The 17,733-nt window shown below is 67.1% G+C and carries 11 protein-coding genes and 1 tRNA gene; 6 read left to right on the top strand and 6 right to left on the bottom strand.

Going from position 1 to position 17,733, the window contains the following annotated elements; genetic code table 11:
* The first annotated feature begins 48 nt into the window (after positions 1–48).
* The 3 genes from glnL (at position 49) to ABD05_RS00645 (ending at position 4,962) form a co-directional block, all read left to right on the top strand.
* A complete protein-coding gene (gene glnL / locus ABD05_RS00655; RefSeq protein WP_047898510.1) occupies positions 49–1,191 on the top strand; it encodes a nitrogen regulation protein NR(II) in 1,143 nt (380 codons plus the stop codon).
* Between the two features lie 46 nt (positions 1,192–1,237).
* Positions 1,238–2,755: a nitrogen regulation protein NR(I) gene (gene ntrC / locus ABD05_RS00650; protein WP_047898509.1), complete on the top strand. Its 1,518-nt coding sequence runs from the start codon at positions 1,238–1,240 to the stop codon at positions 2,753–2,755.
* Positions 2,756–2,844: 89 nt separating this feature from the next.
* Entirely contained in the window at positions 2,845–4,962 is a 2,118-nt protein-coding gene (locus ABD05_RS00645; protein ID WP_047898508.1) for a prolyl oligopeptidase family serine peptidase, read from the top strand.
* Positions 4,963–4,981: 19 nt separating this feature from the next.
* On the opposite strand, the gene xth is transcribed toward ABD05_RS00645, so the two are convergent.
* A complete protein-coding gene (gene xth / locus ABD05_RS00640; RefSeq protein WP_047898507.1) occupies positions 4,982–5,758 on the bottom strand; it encodes an exodeoxyribonuclease III in 777 nt (258 codons plus the stop codon).
* A gap of 183 nt (positions 5,759–5,941) precedes the next feature.
* On the opposite strand from xth, the gene ABD05_RS00635 reads away from it, so the two are divergent.
* A tRNA-Met gene (locus tag ABD05_RS00635) sits at positions 5,942–6,018 on the top strand.
* Positions 6,019–6,122: 104 nt separating this feature from the next.
* On the opposite strand, the gene ABD05_RS00630 is transcribed toward ABD05_RS00635, so the two are convergent.
* Entirely contained in the window at positions 6,123–6,815 is a 693-nt protein-coding gene (locus ABD05_RS00630) for an aspartate/glutamate racemase family protein (RefSeq protein ID WP_047898506.1), read from the bottom strand.
* 137 nt (positions 6,816–6,952) lie between these two features.
* Here ABD05_RS00630 and dinB point away from each other — a divergent pair, with 137 nt between their 5' ends.
* Positions 6,953–8,116, top strand: a complete 1,164-nt coding sequence (dinB, locus tag ABD05_RS00625; protein ID WP_047898505.1) for a DNA polymerase IV — start codon at positions 6,953–6,955, stop codon at positions 8,114–8,116.
* 58 nt (positions 8,117–8,174) lie between these two features.
* On the opposite strand, the gene ABD05_RS00620 is transcribed toward dinB, so the two are convergent.
* The 4 genes from ABD05_RS00620 to fixL form a co-directional block, all read right to left on the bottom strand.
* Positions 8,175–10,262 (bottom strand): M3 family metallopeptidase, encoded by a 2,088-nt coding sequence (locus ABD05_RS00620; protein ID WP_047898504.1) that lies wholly within the window; start codon positions 10,260–10,262, stop codon positions 8,175–8,177.
* A gap of 255 nt (positions 10,263–10,517) precedes the next feature.
* Entirely contained in the window at positions 10,518–11,378 is an 861-nt protein-coding gene (gene folD, locus ABD05_RS00615) for a bifunctional methylenetetrahydrofolate dehydrogenase/methenyltetrahydrofolate cyclohydrolase FolD (RefSeq protein ID WP_047898503.1), read from the bottom strand.
* A 229-nt stretch (positions 11,379–11,607) separates the two neighbouring features.
* A complete protein-coding gene (gene fixJ / locus ABD05_RS00610; protein ID WP_006493245.1) occupies positions 11,608–12,246 on the bottom strand; it encodes an oxygen response regulator transcription factor FixJ in 639 nt (212 codons plus the stop codon).
* On the bottom strand, positions 12,243–14,759 hold the full coding sequence (gene fixL / locus ABD05_RS00605) for an oxygen sensor histidine kinase FixL (RefSeq protein WP_047898502.1): 2,517 nt from the start codon (positions 14,757–14,759) through the stop codon (positions 12,243–12,245). Before fixL ends, fixJ begins: the two co-directional genes overlap by 4 nt.
* A 273-nt stretch (positions 14,760–15,032) precedes the next feature.
* Here fixL and aceE point away from each other — a divergent pair, with 273 nt between their 5' ends.
* Complete coding sequence (gene aceE / locus ABD05_RS00600; protein WP_047898501.1) at positions 15,033–17,729, top strand: pyruvate dehydrogenase (acetyl-transferring), homodimeric type; 2,697 nt, start codon at positions 15,033–15,035, stop codon at positions 17,727–17,729.
* Positions 17,730–17,733: the final 4 nt, after the last annotated feature.

Raw genomic sequence — 17,733 nt, 5'->3', positions numbered from 1 at the left:
TCCGACGATTTTCATTTTCTGGCCCGTTGAGGCGCGACAAGCACGCAGATGGTTCTGAAGAATCTGATCAAGGCGAAAACGGGGCAGCCCGAGCGACTGACGGACGACGAGCGGCTCGCGCGGTCGGGCCTGCTTGCGGGGCTGGAAGCGTTGCCGACGGTCGTGATCGTGCTCGACCGCAAGACACTGCGGATCGCGTTCGCGAACCCGTCCGCTGAGGCGATGCTCGACATCTCGCGCCGGCAGCTCGCGCAGCGGCCGTGGGGCGAGATTTTTCCGAACGCGAACGAGCTCGCGTCGACGATCACCGCGATCGGCGAGGAGCGTTTTCACGCGACGCACCTCGATACCGTGCTCGACCGGCCCGGCCGCGAACCGCTGCACGTGCATGCGATCGTCGGTTTCCTCGAGACCGCGCCCGATTTCGTGCTCGTCGAGCTGTTCGAGAACGAGCGGCAGTCGCGCACCGATCGCGAGGAGCGCATCCACGACCTGACCGCGGTCAACAAGCAACTGATCCGCAACCTCGCGCACGAGATCAAGAACCCGCTCGGCGGAATTCGCGGCGCAGCCCAGCTGCTCGAATTCGAGCTCGGCGAGCGCGAGCGCGGCGAGTTGCGCGAATACACGCAGGTGATCATCAAGGAGTCCGATCGCCTGCAGACGCTCGTCGACCGGTTGCTGGAGCCGCACCGGCATCCGCACATCGTCGGCGACGTGAACATTCATGAAGTGTGCGAACGCGTGCGCGCGGTGATGCTTGCGGAATTCCCGCGCGGGCTCACGATCGAGCGCGACTACGACGTGAGCGTGCCGGACCTGCGCGGCGACAAGGAGCAACTGATCCAGGCGCTGCTCAACATCGTGCGCAATGCGGCGCAGGCGCTGCGCGAGCGGATCGCGCAGGGCGACGCGAAGATCGAGCTGCGCACCCGCATCGCGCGCAAGATCACGATCGCGAAGCGCCTGTACAAGCTGGCACTGGACTTGCACGTGATCGACAACGGGCCCGGCATTCCGGAAGAGATCCGCGACCGGATCTTCTATCCGCTCGTGTCCGGGCGCGAAGATGGCAGCGGGCTAGGGCTCACGCTCGCGCAGACGTTCGTGCAGCAGCACGACGGGATGATCGAGGTCGAGAGCCGGCCCGGACGTACCGAATTTCAGATTCTGCTGCCGCTCGACCATTGAGCGGTAACAGCACGATTCACCGGATTCACCCATACCTGACCGACCTATGAAGCCGATCTGGATAGTAGACGACGACCAATCGATCCGCTGGGTGCTTGAAAAGGCACTCGCCCGGGACAGCTTCGCGACGAAGAGCTTCGCGAACGTGCGCGATGCGCTGGCCGCGCTCGACCACGAGACGCCGCAGGTGCTCGTGTCCGACATCCGGATGCCGGGCGGCTCGGGCCTCGAGTTGCTGCAGGCGATGCACGAGCGGCTGCCGGGCCTGCCCGTCATCATCATGACCGCGTTCTCCGATCTCGACAGCGCCGTCGCGGCGTTCCAGGGCGGCGCGTTCGAATATCTCGCGAAGCCGTTCGACGTCGACAAGGCGGTCGAGCTGATCCGCCGCGCGGTCGAGGAAAGCCTGCGCGGCGGCGCGCCGCAGGACGAGCGCGTGGCCGAGGCGCCCGAGATGCTCGGCCAGGCGCCCGCGATGCAGGACATGTTCCGCGCGATCGGCCGCCTGTCGCATTCGGCGGCGACCGTGCTGATCACGGGCGAGTCGGGCACCGGCAAGGAGCTCGTCGCGCGTGCGCTGCACCGTCACAGCCCGCGTGCGAACGGGCCGTTCATCGCGCTGAACACCGCGGCGATTCCGAAGGACCTGCTCGAATCCGAGCTGTTCGGCCATGAGCGCGGCGCGTTCACCGGCGCGCAGACGACGCGGCAGGGCCGCTTCGAGCAGGCCGAGAACGGCACGCTGTTCCTCGACGAAATCGGCGACATGCCGTTCGACCTGCAGACGCGCCTGCTGCGCGTGCTGTCGGACGGGCAGTTCTATCGGGTCGGCGGGCACAACCCGCTGCGCGCGAACGTGCGCGTGATCGCCGCGACGCACCAGAATCTCGAATCGCGCGTGCGGCAGGGGCTGTTCCGCGAGGATCTTTACCACCGGCTCAACGTGATCCGGCTGCGCCTGCCGCCGCTGCGCGAACGCAGCGAGGACATCGCGCTGCTCACGCGCCACTTCCTGCAGAAGAGCGCACGCGATCTCGGCGTCGAGCCGAAGCGCGTGTCCGACGATGCGCTGGCGTACCTGACGTCTCTGGCGTTTCCCGGCAACGTGCGGCAGCTCGAGAACCTCGCGAACTGGCTGACCGTGATGGCGCCCGCGCAGACGGTCGAGATCAAGGACCTGCCGCCCGACCTCGTGCCGGCCGGTGCGCCGGTGGTCGCGACGGGCGACGGTGCGGATGGACACGGCAGCGGCGGCGATGCGGCGTTCGCGCAACCGGCGATCGGTGCGGCACCGATGGCGTCCGCGCCTGTCGCGGCCGCGCCGAACGGCGGTGCGCCGGCCGGCTATCCGCTGTGGGAGCACGGGCTGCGCACCGAAGTCGCGCGGCTGTTGCGCGAGAACTCGGCCGACGTGATGGACGAGCTCGCGCGCCGCTTCGAAGCGGCCGTGATTCGCGAGGCGCTCGACTTCACGCGCGGCCGCAAGGTCGAGGCCGCGGAGCGGCTCGGCATTGGCCGCAACACGATCACGCGCAAGATCCAGGAACTCCATCTGGAGCCCTGAGCACGATTTGCGGCATGCGCGGGCATCGCGCATGCCGCGATCGGACATAATCGCGGTTTGCCCGACGTTTCCCAATCCGCCGATCCGCAATGTCCGATTCCTTCCGCTGGCCCGCCGGGGCCGACCCGTTCCGTTTCCTCGAAGCACTCGACAGCAAGCGCGCCCGCACGTGGGTCGACGAGCAGAATGCGCGCACGCGCGCCGCGCTGCGCGACGACGACGCGTATCGCGCGCTCACGGCACGTCTTGCCAAAGCGTATCTGCCGCGCGAACGTCCGGTGATTCCGACCCGCTGGCGCGACTGGGCCTACGACCTGTGGCAGGACGACCTCCATCCGAAGGGGCTGTGGCGCCGCACGCGCTGGGACGACTGGCGTGCCGGCCAGCCGGCGTGGGAAACGCTGCTCGACGTCGACGCGCTCGGTGCCGAGGAGGGCGAGTCGTGGGTGTTCGAGCAGGACGCGATCCTCTATCCGGACGGCGATCGCGCGCTGCTGTCGCTGTCGCCGGGCGGCGCCGACGCGGTCGTCGTGCGCGAGTTCGATCTCGTCGAACGCCGTTTCGTCGACGGCGGTTTCACGATCGACGAGCCGGGGCATCACACGGTCGGCTGGATCGACCGCGATACCGTCTATGTGAGCTGGGATCGCGGCGAAGCGCACGCGACCGCGGCCGGCTATCCGTATGAAGCGCGGCGCTGGGTGCGCGGTACGCCGCTCGCCGACGCGCCCGTCGTATTTCGCGGCGAACCCGACGACATCAGCGCGGGCGCGGGGTTCGATCCGATCGACAACCGCCACGTCGCGTGGCGCAGCGTCGATTTCTTCGATGCGCATGCGTACCGGCTGACGGACGCGGGCGAGTGGGCGCGCTACGACGTGCCGACGCATGTCGAGGTCGGGTTCTGGGAAGGCTGGCTCGTGCTGGAGCCGCGCCTCGACTGGGATTGCGATGGCGTGCGCCATGCGGGCGGCTCGCTGCTCGCGATCCGAGAGCAGGCGTTCCTGGCCGGGGCGCGCGAACTCACGACGCTGTTCGCGCCGCAACCGTCGACGTCCGCCTGCACGTGGACGAACACGCGAACGATGCTGATCGCGAGCTGGCTCGACGACGTGCACAACCGCACGATGCTGTGGCAGCCGCGGCAGGCCGACGACGGCACGTGGACGTGGGACGCGCAGCCGTTCGACTGGCCGGGCGACGCGCAGATCGACGTCGAGCCCGTCGAGTCGACGTTGAACGACGAAGTCTACGTGGACGTCGACACCTATCTCGATCCGCCCGAATGCTGGCTGGCCGACCTTGCCGATCGCGCGGCCGATGCGCCGTCGCGCCGCGTGCTGCTCGACCGGCCGCCGGTGCAGTTCGATGCGGCCGGGCTCGTCGTGCGTCGTGCCAGCGCGTGCTCGCGCGACGGCACGGTGGTGCCGTACACGCTGATCGGGCCGCGCGATGCGCTTGACGCACTCGATGCGCCCGACGGCGCCGCGCGCGTTGCGCGGCCGTGTCTGCTGTCGGGCTACGGCGGCTTTGCGATCCCGAACCTGCCGGGCTACAGCGACGCGTTCGGCATTGGGTGGCTCGAACGCGGCGGCGTCATGGCGTTCGCGCACATCCGCGGCGGCGGCGAGTTCGGGCCGCGCTGGCACGTCGACGCGCAGCGCGAACACCGGCAGCGCTCGTTCGACGACTTCATCGCGGTGGCCGAGGATCTGGTTGCGACCGGCGTGACGAGCGCCGCGCAGCTCGGGATCGAGGGCGGCAGCAACGGCGGGCTGCTGGTTGCCGCGTGCATGGCGCAGCGGCCGGAGCTGTTCGGCGCGGTGCTGTGCCGCGTGCCGCTGCTCGACATGCGCCGCTATCCGAAGCTGCACGCGGGCGCCGCGTGGCTCGACGAATACGGCGACCCGGACGATCCGCGCGAGGGCGCGGCGCTGGCTGCATATTCGCCGTATCACCGCGTGCGCGAAGGCGTCGCGTATCCGCCGCTGCTGTTGACGACGTCGACGCGCGACGATCGCGTGCATCCCGCGCATGCGCGCAAGATGGCCGCGCGCATGCATGCGCTCGGTCACGAACGGGTGTGGTACTGGGAGAACACCGACGGCGGCCACGGCAGCGCCGACGATCTGGAACGCGCCGAATCCGACGCAGCCGAATTCGGGTTCCTGTGGGCCCATCTCGGGCCGGCGCCCGCGCGGCGCTGAACGCGCGCGGGCTGCGCGATCAGCCGACGACCGCGACGACGGGCGTGTGGTCGGACGGCTGTTCCCACGTGCGCGGCGTGCGGTCGACCTCGCACGACGCGCAGGTGGCGGCGAGCGCCGGCGACAGCAGGATGTGGTCGATGCGCAGCCCCGCGTTGCGGCGGAACGCCATCATCCGGTAGTCCCACCAAGTGAAGGTCTTCTCGGGTTGTTCGAAGCGGCGGAACGCATCGACGAAGCCGAGCTCGATCAGCTTCGCGAAATGCGCGCGCTCCTGCGGCGACACGAGGTTCTGGCCTTCCCATTTCGCGGGATCGTGCACGTCGCGGTCTTCCGGCGCGATGTTGTAGTCGCCGAGCAGCGCGAGCTTCGGGTAGCGCTGCAGTTCCGTGCTCAGCCATGCGTGCAGCGCGTCGAGCCACTGCATCTTGTAGACGAACTTGTCAGAGTCGGGCGCCTGGCCGTTCGGGAAATAGGCGGACACGATGCGCACGCCGTCGACCGTCGCGGCGACCACGCGCTGCTGCGGATCGTCGAAGCCGGGGATGTTGCGCACGACGTCCGCTTCGTCGACGGACAGCGTATCGCGTGCGAGGATCGCGACGCCGTTGTAGGTCTTCTGGCCCGTGAACCAGCTGCGGTAGCCGGCCGCTTCGAGATCGGCGCGCGGGAATTTCTCGTCCGGCAGCTTCAGTTCCTGCAGGCACAGCACGTCGGTGCCGCTTTGCGCGAGCCAGTCGAGTACGTGCTGCTTGCGGACGTTGAGCGAGTTGACGTTCCAGGTGGCGATTTTCATGAACGGGAGTGTGCGTGCGGCGTGAATGCGAAGGCCGCCATCTTACCGCGAGCACGCGGCGCGAACGCGTGCGATGCGCGACGCGGCGAAGGCGTCGCGCATCGCTGCATCGGGGAGGGAAAAAGAAATTCTGACAAAAGTGTTGACGTAAGTACTCCCTCACCCTATAATTTATTTCTCTGACGCGGGGTGGAGCAGTCTGGCAGCTCGTCGGGCTCATAACCCGAAGGTCGTAGGTTCAAATCCTACCCCCGCAACCAAGCACACCAGACGATGTGCAGCGCATATGACCGATGCGTGCTTCGTCGACAGGAACCCGGCCTCGTGCCGGGTTTTTTGTTTTCTGCGCGCGTCGTTCGTGTCGCTATCGCGCAGCCCATTCCACGGCCGCCTTCGCATGCAGCGCGGTCGTGTCGAATACCGGCAGCGGCGAGTCGTCCGTGCCGATCAGCAGTGTGATTTCCGTACAGCCGAGGATCACGGCCTGCGCGCCGCGCTTTGCCAGTCCTTCGATGATCGTCACGTACGTCGCGCGCGATTCGGGCGAGATGACGCCGTGACACAGCTCGTCGTAGATGATCCGGTGCACGTCGTCGCGCCCGCGTTGGTCCGGTACCAGCACGTCCATCCCGAACTTCCCGCGCAGCCGCTCCGCATAGAACGGCAACTCCATCGTGTAGCGTGTGCCGAGCAGCGCGACGCGCTCGACACCCGCGTCGCGCAGCGCGGTGCCGGTCGGATCGGCGATGTGCAGGAACGGCAGCGTCACCGCGGCTTCGATCGCGTCATGCACGCGGTGCATCGTATTGGTCGTCAGCACGACGAGATCGGCGCCGGCCGCTTCGAGCTGCCGCGCGGCGCCGGCCATCCGTTCGCCGAGTGCAGCCCAGTCTTGCGTGCGCTGCAGCGCTTCGATCTCTGCGAAATCGACCGTCACCAGCACGCTCTTCGCGTTGTGATGCCCGCCATGCAGCGCCTTCGAGTGCCGGTTGATCATCCGGTAGTACTCGGCCGACGATTCCCAGCTCATTCCGCCGATCAGTCCGATCGTCTTCATTCGTCACCTTTGCGTTTCGTGTGTCGCGGCAGACGAGTATAGGCGCCGCTCTCCGCGCACGGCCGATACGATCCGTGCGGAGCGGGCCAGTACGGCGCAGCCGGGCGTGGCCGCACGCGACAGTTGAAACCGGCACTGTGTTTTTGTACAGTATCGGCACCGTGAACCCGACCACCATTCCGCCTGCCGATCCACACGCACCGCCGCCGGGCGACGTGCTGCCGCGCATGCGCAAGATCATTCATTGCGATTGCGACTGTTTCTACGCGTCGGTCGAGATGCGCGACGACCCGTCGCTGCGCAACCGGCCGCTCGCGGTCGGCGGCCGGCCGGACCAGCGCGGCGTGATCGCGACCTGCAACTACGAGGCGCGGCGCTATGGCGTGCATTCGGCGATGTCGTCGGCGCTGGCGATGCGCAAGTGTCCGGACCTGCTGATCCTGCCGTCCGCGATGGACAAGTACCGCGCGGCGTCGCGGCAGATCATGGCGATCTATCGCGACTACACGCCCGACGTCGAGCCGCTGTCGCTCGACGAGGCGTACCTCGACGTCAGCGGGTCAGAGCGGTGCCAGGGCAGCGCGACGCTGATTGCGCGGGAGATCCGCCAGCGCGTGCACGACACGGTCGGGGTGACCGTGTCGGCCGGCGTCGCGCCGAACAAGTTCATCGCGAAGATCGCGTCCGACTGGAACAAGCCCGACGGCCTGTTCGTCGTGCGGCCGCACGAGATCGACGCGTTCGTCGCGGCGCTGCCGGTGCGCAAGCTGCACGGCGTCGGCAAGGTGACGGCCACGCGGCTCGACCGGCTCGGCATCCAGACCTGCGCGCAATTGCGCGACTGGCCGCTGATCGACCTGCACCGCGAATTCGGCGCGTTCGGCCGGCGGCTCTACGAACTGTCGCGCGGGATCGACGAGCGGCCCGTGCAGGCTGACCAGGAGCGCAAGTCGGTCAGCGTCGAGACGACCTACGTGACCGACCTGACGACGCTCGAGCAATGCGCGGACGAAATCCGCCGCCTCGTCGTGCAGCTCGATGCGCGCGTCGCGCGCGCCGGCGCCGCGCGGTCGATCCGCAAGCTGTACGTGAAGATCCGCTTCGCCGATTTCCAGCGCACGACGGTCGAGTGCGTGGCCGACGCGACGAATGCCGATACGGCCGTCACGCTGCTCGCGAAGGGGCTGCAGCGGCGCGCGCAGGCCGTGCGGCTGCTCGGCGTCGGCGTGCGCATCGACGAGGACACGGCCGAGCGTCACGGGCAGTTCTCGTTGTTCGACGACGAATCGCCCGCACCATGAAAAAAGGCACCGCCGCAGCGGTGCCTGTCGATGCAGCCCGAAGGGCGGGGCGGCGCGCTCAGTGCGCGGGCGCGGCCATCCCGTTGTGGCGCAGCAGCGCATCGATTTCCGGCTCGCGGCCGCGGAACGCCTTGAACGAATCCATCGCCGGGCGGCTGCCGCCGACCTCGAGGATTTCGCGGCGATAGCGCGTGCCGGTCGCCGCGTCGAGCACGCTGCCGCTCGCGGCCGCCGCTTCCTCGAATGCCGCGTACGCGTCGGCCGACAGCACCTCGGCCCACTTGTAGCTGTAGTAGCCGGCCGCATAACCGCCCGCGAAGATATGGCTGAACGTGTTCGGCCAGCGCGAGAACGCCGCTTGCGGGATCACGTGATAGCGCTCGTTGATCTCGCGCGCGAATGCGGTCACGCCGGTTGCGCCCGCCGGGTCGAAGTCGACGTGCAGCAGCATGTCGAACATCGAGAACACGATCTGGCGCAGCGTGCCGAGCCCGCTCTGGAAATTCTTCGCGGCGATCATCTTGTCGAACAGTTCGCGCGGCAGCGTGGCGCCCGTGTCGACGTGCGACGACATCGACGACAGCACGTCCCATTCCCAGCAGAAGTTTTCCATGAACTGCGACGGCAGCTCGACCGCATCCCATTCGACGCCGTTGATGCCGGACACGCCGAGTTCGTCGACGCGCGTGAGCATGTGATGCAGCCCGTGGCCGAACTCATGGAACAGCGTGATGACTTCGTCGTGCGTGAAGCACGCGGGCTTGCCGCCGACCGGCGCCGAGAAGTTGCAGGTCAGGTAGGCGACCGGCGTCTGCACGGTGCTGCCGCGCTTCGCGCGCGAACGCGCGTCGTCCATCCATGCGCCGCCGCGCTTGCCTTCGCGCGCGTACAGGTCGAGATAGAACTGCGCGACGAGCGAGCCGTCGCGATTCTCGACGCGGAAGAAGCGCACGTCCTTGTGCCACACCGGCGCATCGTCCGGCTTGATCCGCACGCCGAACAGCGTCTCGGTGACGGTGAACAGGCCCTTCAGCACGGCCGGCTCCGGGAAGTACTGCTTGACCTCGTTTTCCGAGAACGCGTAGCGCTGCTCGCGCAGCTTTTCGGCCGCGTACGCGACGTCCCACGGCGCGAGTTCGGCGAGGCCGAGTTCCTTCGCCGCGAACGCGCGCAGCTCGTCCCAGTCCTTGTCCGCGTGCGGGCGCGCGCGCGTCGCGAGATCCTCGAGGAACGCGATCACCTGCTGCGGCGATTCGGCCATCTTCGGTGCGAGCGACACTTCGGCGAAGTTGCGGTAACCGAGCATCTGCGCCTCTTCGCGGCGCAGCTTCAGCTCGTCGGCGACGATTGCCGTGTTGTCCCACTCGGCCTTGCCGTCGCCGTACTGCGGCCCCAGTTCCGACGCGCGCGTCGCATACGCGCGATAGAGCGTCTCGCGCAGCGCGCGGTTGTTCGCGTACTGCAGCACCGGGAAGTACGACGGGAAGTGCAGCGTGAATTTCCAGCCGTCCTTGCCGTCCTTCTGCGCGGCTTCGCGGGCGGCCTCGATCGCGTCGCCGGGCAGGCCGGCCAGGTCGGCCTCGTCCTGCACGAAGTACGCGTACGCGTTGGTCGCGTCGAGCACGTGGTCGGAGAACGCCTTCGACAGCGCGGCCTGCTGTTCCTGCAGTTCCGCGAAGCGCGGCTTCCGGTCCTCGGGCAGCTCGGCGCCCGACAGGCGGAAATCGCGCAGTGCGTTGTCGAGGATCTTCTTTCGTTCGGCGGACAGCGTCGCGTATTCGGCGCTCGCGGCGATCGCCTTGTACTTCTCGTACAGCGCGAGATTCTGGCCGACGCTCGACCAGAACTCGGTCACGCGCGGCAGGTTCTCGCCGTATGCGGCCCGCAGTTCAGGCGTATCGGCGACCGCGTTCAGGTGGCCGACGACGCCCCACGCACGGCCGAGCGGCTCCGTCGCCTGCTCGACCGTCTCGACGACGGCGGCCCAGGTCGCCGGCGTCGCGGGCGCGCTCGCGGCGTCGACCGCGCGACCGGCTGCGTCGAGCAGCGTATCGAGCGCGGGCGTCACGTGTTCCGGGCGGATTTCGCCGAAGCGGGGCAGGCCGGTGAAGTCGAGGAGCGGATTGGTGTTGGCGCTGGCGGACATAAGACTCCCTGTCTGTTGCCGGATGAACCGGGATGAAAAGGGTAACGGCGGCTGGGCGCGATGGCGCCCGATACCGACATTATTGGGGCGCATCGTGCGCTTTCCAATCGTTAGTTTCTAACGGCGCGATTGACGCAGGGTCGGAGGCGGGGCGGAAAGTCGTCGGGCAACGCGCGGCCGGCGTGGTGCAGCCGGCGCGATGCGGCTGGCGGGACGCCGGCGCACGGAACCGCGCGCCGGCTGAACGGGCAGGGGTCAGGCGGCCGCGGCGGCGGCGCGCTCGGCGGCTTCGATCGTGTTGATCAGCAGCATCGTGATGGTCATCGGACCGACGCCGCCCGGCACCGGCGTGATGTGGCCGGCGACTTCCTTCACGCCCGCGAAATCGACGTCGCCGCACAGCTTGCCTGCGTCGTCACGGTTCATGCCGACATCGATCACCGTCGCGCCGGGTTTCACCATGTCGGCCGTCAGGATGTTGCGCTTGCCGACCGCGGCGACCACGATGTCGGCCTGCCGCGTGTGCGCGGCGAGGTCGCGCGTCTTGCTGTGGCAGATCGTCACGGTCGCGCCGGCTTCGAGCAGCAGCATCGCCATCGGCTTGCCGACGATGTTCGAGCGGCCGATCACGACCGCGTTCGCGCCCTGCAGCGCGATGTCATGCGCGGCGAACATCTTCATCACGCCGTACGGCGTGCACGGGCGGAACAGCGGCTTGCCGGTCATCAGCGCGCCGGCGTTCGCGACGTGAAAGCCGTCGACGTCCTTCTCCGGTGCGATCGCCTCGATCACCTTGTGGCTGTCGATGTGCGCGGGCAGCGGCAACTGGACGAGGATGCCGTGGATCTTCGGGTCACGGTTCAGTTCGTCGATGCGCGCGAGCAGGTCGGCTTCCGACAGCGTGGCCGGGTACGTATCCTTCTGCGAGAAGAAACCGTTGTCCACGCACGCCTTGATCTTGTTGCGCACGTAGACTTCGCTCGCCGGGTTTTCGCCGACGAGGATCACCGCGAGACCGGGCTGGTGGCCGCGTGCGGTCAGGGCGGCGGCGCGTTCGGCGGCCTGCGCGCGCAGGGTCTTCGAAAGGGCGTTGCCGTCGATGAGGAGGGCTGTCATGGTTGGTGGGTCCTGCCGGGAAGTTGGAATGCGGGCGTACGGCACCTGAAGCGCCGCAGCAAAGCACGCAATTATACCGTTCGCCTGCTGCCGTCCGACAGCGAATCAGCAGGAAGCGTCATGACCGCGGCGCTCGCGCGCCGGGAGGAGAGGCCGCCGCCGCGCGAGTGGGCCGCATCGCGCGGGGCGGCCGGGCCGGGCGGGCAGTGCCGCCGCGGCCAGCGAACGCTCAGGCCTGTTTCTTCGACAGCGCGAGGCGCAGCAGGTCGGCCACCGTGTTGACGTTGAGCTTTTCCATGATGTTCGCGCGGTGCGCTTCGACCGTCTTGATGCTGATGCCGAGGTCGTCGGCGATCTGCTTGTTCAGGCGGCCCGCGATGATCCGTTCGAGCACCTGCTGCTCGCGCGCGGTCAGCTTCGACAGGCGTTCGCTCGCGGCACGCTGTTCCTGGACGCTCTTGCTCTCGCTTCGGGCCTTGTCGAGCATCCGCTCGACGAGCTTGCGCAGCTCGGCTTCGTCGAACGGTTTCTCGATAAAGTCCATCGCACCCTTTTTCATCGTCGACACGGCCATCGGCACGTCGCCGTGACCCGTGACGAAGATGATCGGCAGTGCGGCGTTGTCGGCGATCAGGCGTTCCTGCAGTTCGAGACCGCTCATGCCCGACATCCGCACGTCGAGGATCAGGCACGCGATCTGTCCGGCCTGTTGCGCAGGCTGGTACGCATCGAGGAATTGCTCGGCGCTCGAGAAGCATTGCACGCGATAGCCGTTCGCCTCCAGCAGCCAGCGCAGCGAGTCCCGTACGGCCTCGTCGTCGTCAACGACAAAGACGGTTTCCTGAGTGGTGGTGACAGGGCTATTCATAGTTCTCCCGTTACGGTATGTGATGCCGATGCCTCGCGCCCCCCTTGGCCGAGATCAGCGGGTTCCCCAATGGGCAGGCTGCAGTGGAACGTCGCGCCGGAAATGCGGCCATCCGGCTCGACGTTGTTGACCACCCACAGACGCCCCCGATGCGATTCGATGATCGAACGGCAGATGTTCAGCCCCATGCCCATGCCATCGGACTTGGTGCTGTAAAACGGTTCGAACAGGCGTTCGGCGGTTGCTTCGTCGACGCCCGGACCCTGGTCGATCACGCGGATGTCGACGAATCCCGCATCGATGTCGGCGACGACGCGGATCACGCCGTCCGCCGACGCCGGCTTCACGTCGGCCATCGCCTCGGCCGCGTTCTTCATCAGGTTCATCAGCACCTGCTCGATCAGCACGGGGTCGACATAAATAATAGGCATTCTTGCGAGGATTTCCGTGACGATCCGGATCCTGCGCTTCCTGGCCTCGATTTCGGCGAGCCCGACCGCGTCGGCGACGATGTCCGCGACGCGCGCCGGCTGGCGCTTCGGCTCGCTGCGCTTCACGAATTCGCGGATCCGCTTGACGATCATCCCCGCGCGCAGCGCCTGCTGCGCGGTCTTTTCCAGCGCGGGCTGCAGCGTCTCGGGCGTGCCGCGGCCGCTCTTGACGAGCGCGAGCGTGCCGGAGCAGTAGTTGTTGATCGCGGCGAGCGGCTGATTCAATTCGTGAGCAATCGACGACGCCATTTCACCCATCGTCATCAATCGGCTCGTGAACTGCAGCTTCTCTTCCTGCTGGTGCGCGAGTTCCTGCGCCTTCTTGCGGGTCGTGATGTCGGTCGCGATCTGCATCTGCGCGAGGTGGCCGTCCACCCACTGGATGTACTGGCGGCGCACCTCGAACCACTTCTGGATGCTCTCGACGTACACCTCCTGCGCATCGGCGGTGCTGCTCGTCAGCGCGGCGGCCGGCAGGCCCGCGAACGCGTCGACCATGTCGATCGAGTCGGACGATGCCTGCGCGCGGTCGAAGCCGCCGCCCGACAGCTCGAGATGGCCGTCCGGGCGGATGCCGAACAGGTGGCGGTAGTAGCGGTTCGCGAACAGCAGCTCGGCCTCGTCGGCGGCCAGCACCGACACCGCGGCGTCGAGGCTTTCGAGCACCGTCGTGAAGCGCTCGTGCGCGGCCGCGAGTTCCTCGCGCGCGCGCTTCGGCTCGGTGATGTCGGTCATCGACGACATCCAGCCGGTCTGGCGGCCAGAGCTGTCGATCAGCGGCGATACGTACAGGCGCGCATGGAACAGCGTGCCGTTCTTGCGCCGCACGCGCAGCTCGAAGCCCGAGCTCGGCGCCTTGCCGCGCAGCGTCATGTCGAGCTGGCGCTGCATTTCCGGGTAGGCGTCGCGCGGCCAGTACGGGAACGGCGCGACCTTGCCGACGAGGTCGCTCTCGTCCCAGCCGGTCATCCGGCAGAACGCCGGGTTCACGTGCGTGATGCGGCCGTGCATGTCGAGCACGCGCATGCCGATCAGCACCGAGTTCTCCATCGCGCGGCGGAAGAACGCTTCCGCGTACAGCGCCTGCTGCGCCTCGAAGCGCTGGCGCGTGTGCTTCCACAGGCTCCAGAGGCTCCACAGCACGAAGCACGACAGCCCCGCGACGAGCCACACGAGCGTGTTGTTGGTCAGGTTCGTGAGCTGCGGGAACGCGTACACGCGCACGGTCAGCCCCTGGCCGGGCGGATCGAGCGGCAGGTCGTAGTGCGAGTCGCGCGGCAGGCGCGGACGCGTCGACGTGGACGACAGCTCGCGGTTGTTCGCGTCGGTGATCGAGATCTTGTACTTCGACGACAGCTCTTGCGGGATGTCGTGTTTCAGGATCCCTTCGACCGAGAACACCGCGGCGATCGAGCCGAGATACTCGCGGTCGCCGCGCATCACGGGCGTCTGCAGCGTGATGAAGCCGTTGCCGAAGTCGTCGTAGATCAGCGGCGAATAGGCCTGGCGGCGCGTGCTGCGCGCTTCGTCGTACGCGCCGCGCACGGCGTCCTGCATCTGCGCGTCGCCGGGCTTCGCGAGCCGCTGGCCGAGCAGCGGCGGATGCACGGTCGGCCAGCGCTGCACGCCGGGCGCGGTGTACCAGTTCAGGTAGAGGATTTCCGGATGCGTCTGCATCACGTCCGCGACGGCCATCTGGAACGCGTTCTGGTCGAGGCGGCCCGACGCGAGATCGCGCGACAGCGCCTGCAGCTGTTCCTGCGCGCCCGTCATCGACAGGCGGATCTGCTGCTGCGCCCACGCGACGTTACGGAAGAGGGTGTCTTCCTGTTGCTGCTGTTCGCGGCGATTGAGGCTCCACAGGATGAGGCTCATCACCACCAGGAACACCAGGATCGACAGCAGCGGCGTCAGCAAATAGGAATTGGACCACCACGGTCCGTGGTGCCAACGGGACGGCTGCGACTCCGCCGGCGGGCCCGACGGTCGCGCCGAGCGTGCGAAAAGCCGATCGGTCAACATGGCAGGATTGTAGCGCAGCGCAATACATGGAAAACCTGTACCGCATATGTTGAACGGAAACGGATTTATGCTGCCGGGACGCGCCGCAGAGCCCCGAAACAAGGGTGCAGCGCAGCAATATTCCGCATTGCGAGAAAAGATCTCACAATTCGAAAATTTTGTTGCGCAGGCCCGCGCACGCTCATTACAATCCGCTGGAGCTTGCCCGCAGCCGGTCGCGTCGCGTCGTCTGCACGAGAGCGATCCTCACATTCCAGGACCCAGGAGACGAGAATGTCCGCTGTACCGAACGAAGTGATGAAATATGTCGCCGCCGAACGTGACGACGACCCGCAAGAAACCGTCGAGTGGCTGGAGTCGCTCGATGGCGTGATCTCCTCCGTGGGCACCGGCCGCGCGCACTACCTGATCGAAAAGCAGATCGAGTTCGCGCGCATGCACGGCGAACACCTGCCGTTCTCCGCGAATACCCCGTACATCAACACGATCCCGGTCGAAGCCCAGGCGAAGATCCCGGGCGACCAGGACCTCGAGCACCGCATCCGTTCGTACACGCGCTGGAACGCGCTGGCGATGGTGCTGCGCGCGGGCAAGGACACGAACGTCGGCGGCCACATCGCATCGTTCGCATCGGCCGCGACGCTCTATGACGTCGGCTACAACCACTTCTGGCACGCGCCGTCCGAGAACCACGGCGGCGATCTCGTGTTCGTGCAGGGCCACTCGTCGCCGGGCGTGTACTCGCGCGCGTTCCTGCTCGGCCGCCTGACCGAGAACCAGCTCGACAACTTCCGCCAGGAAGTCGGCGGCAACGGCATCTCGTCGTATCCGCACCCGTGGCTGATGCCGGACTTCTGGCAGTTCCCGACCGTGTCGATGGGCCTGGGCCCGATCATGGCGATCTACCAGGCGCGCTTCATGAAGTACATCGAAGCGCGCGGCATCGCGAAGACGCAGGGCCGCAAGGTGTGGGCGTTCCTCGGCGACGGCGAGACGGACGAACCGGAATCGCTCGGCGCGATCGGGATGGCGAGCCGCGAGAAGCTCGACAACCTCGTGTTCGTGATCAACTGCAACCTGCAGCGTCTCGACGGCCCGGTGCGCGGCAACGGCAAGATCATCCAGGAACTGGAATCGGAATTCCGCGGCGCCGGCTGGAACGTGATCAAGGTCATCTGGGGCAGCCGCTGGGATGCGCTGTTCGCACGCGACAAGACGGGCGCGCTGATGCGCCGCATGATGGAAGTCGTCGACGGCGAATACCAGACGTACAAGTCGGAATCGGGCGCGTTCGTCCGCGAGCACTTCTTCAACACGCCTGAACTGAAGGCGCTGGTCGCCGACTGGTCGGACGACGACATCTGGGCGCTGAACCGCGGCGGCCACGATCCGCACAAGATCTACGCGGCGTTCCACGAGGCCAGCAACACGAAGGACGCGCCGACCGTCATCCTCGCGAAGACCATCAAGGGCTACGGGATGGGCGAGTCGGGCCAGGCGATGAACATCACGCACCAGCAGAAGAAGCTGCCGGTCGAGCAACTGAAGAAGTTCCGTGACCAGTTCCGCCTGCCGATCACCGACGAACAGATCGCCGACGTGCCGTACCTGAAGTTCGACGAAGGCTCGAAGGAACTCGAATACATGCGCAAGCAGCGCATGGATCTCGGCGGCTACCTGCCGCAGCGTCGCGAGAAGGCGACCTCGCTGCCGGTGCCGGCGCTCGACGCGTTCGAGCCGCTGCTGAAGGGCACGGGCGAAGGCCGCGAGATCTCGACGACGATGGCGTTCGTGCGGATCCTGAACATCCTGCTGAAGGACAAGGCGCTCGGCAAGCGCGTCGTGCCGATCGTCCCGGACGAGTCGCGCACGTTCGGCATGGAAGGCCTGTTCCGCCAGATCGGCATCTGGAACCAGCAGGGCCAGAAGTACGTGCCGGAAGATTCCGACCAGCTGATGTTCTACAAGGAATCGGAAACCGGCCAGATCCTGCAGGAAGGCATCAACGAAGCGGGCGGCATGTGCGACTGGATCGCGGCGGCGACGTCGTACTCGACGCACGGCGAGATCATGGTGCCGTTCTACATCTTCTACTCGATGTTCGGCTTCCAGCGGATCGGCGACCTCGCATGGGCCGCGGGCGACATGCGTTCGCGCGGGTTCCTGCTCGGCGGTACCGCGGGCCGCACGACGCTGAACGGCGAAGGCCTGCAGCACGAAGACGGCCACTCGCTCCTGTGGGCGGCATCGGTGCCGAACTGCGTGAGCTACGACCCGACCTTCGGTTATGAACTGGCTGTGATCATCCAGGACGGCCTGCGCCGCATGGTGCAGGACCAGGAAGACGTGTACTACTACATCACGGTGATGAACGAGAACTACGAGCACCCGGCGATCCCGCAGGGCGAGCAAGTGGCGGCCGACATCATCAAGGGCATGTACGCGTTCAGGAAGGCCGACGCCGACAAGAAGGCGCCGCGCGTCCAGCTGCTCGGCGCGGGCACGATCTTCAACGAAGTGATCGCTGCCGCCGACCTGTTGAAGAACGACTGGGGCGTCGCCGCCGACCTGTGGAGCGTGCCGAGCTTCACCGAGCTCGCGCGCGAAGGCCACGAAATCGAGCGCTGGAACCTGCTCCATCCGACCGAGGAGCGTCGCCTGTCGCACGTGCAGAAGTGCCTGAAGGACACGCAGGGCCCGGTCATCGCATCGACCGACTACGTTCGTGCGCTGGTCGACCAGATCCGCGGCCAGATCGATCGCCGCTTCGTCGTGCTGGGCACCGACGGCTATGGTCGTTCGGACACGCGCGAGAACCTGCGCCACTTCTTCGAGGTCGACCGTCACTGGGTCACCGTCGCCGCGCTCAACGCGCTGGCCGACGAAGGCACGATCGAGCGCAAGGTGGTCGCGGACGCGATCGCCAAGTACAACCTCGATCCGTCCAAGCCCAACCCGATGACCGTTTAACGCA

Source organism: Burkholderia pyrrocinia (assembly GCF_001028665.1).
Lineage (GTDB): Bacteria > Pseudomonadota > Gammaproteobacteria > Burkholderiales > Burkholderiaceae > Burkholderia > Burkholderia pyrrocinia.
This window is presented reverse-complemented; position numbering and strand designations above follow the sequence as displayed.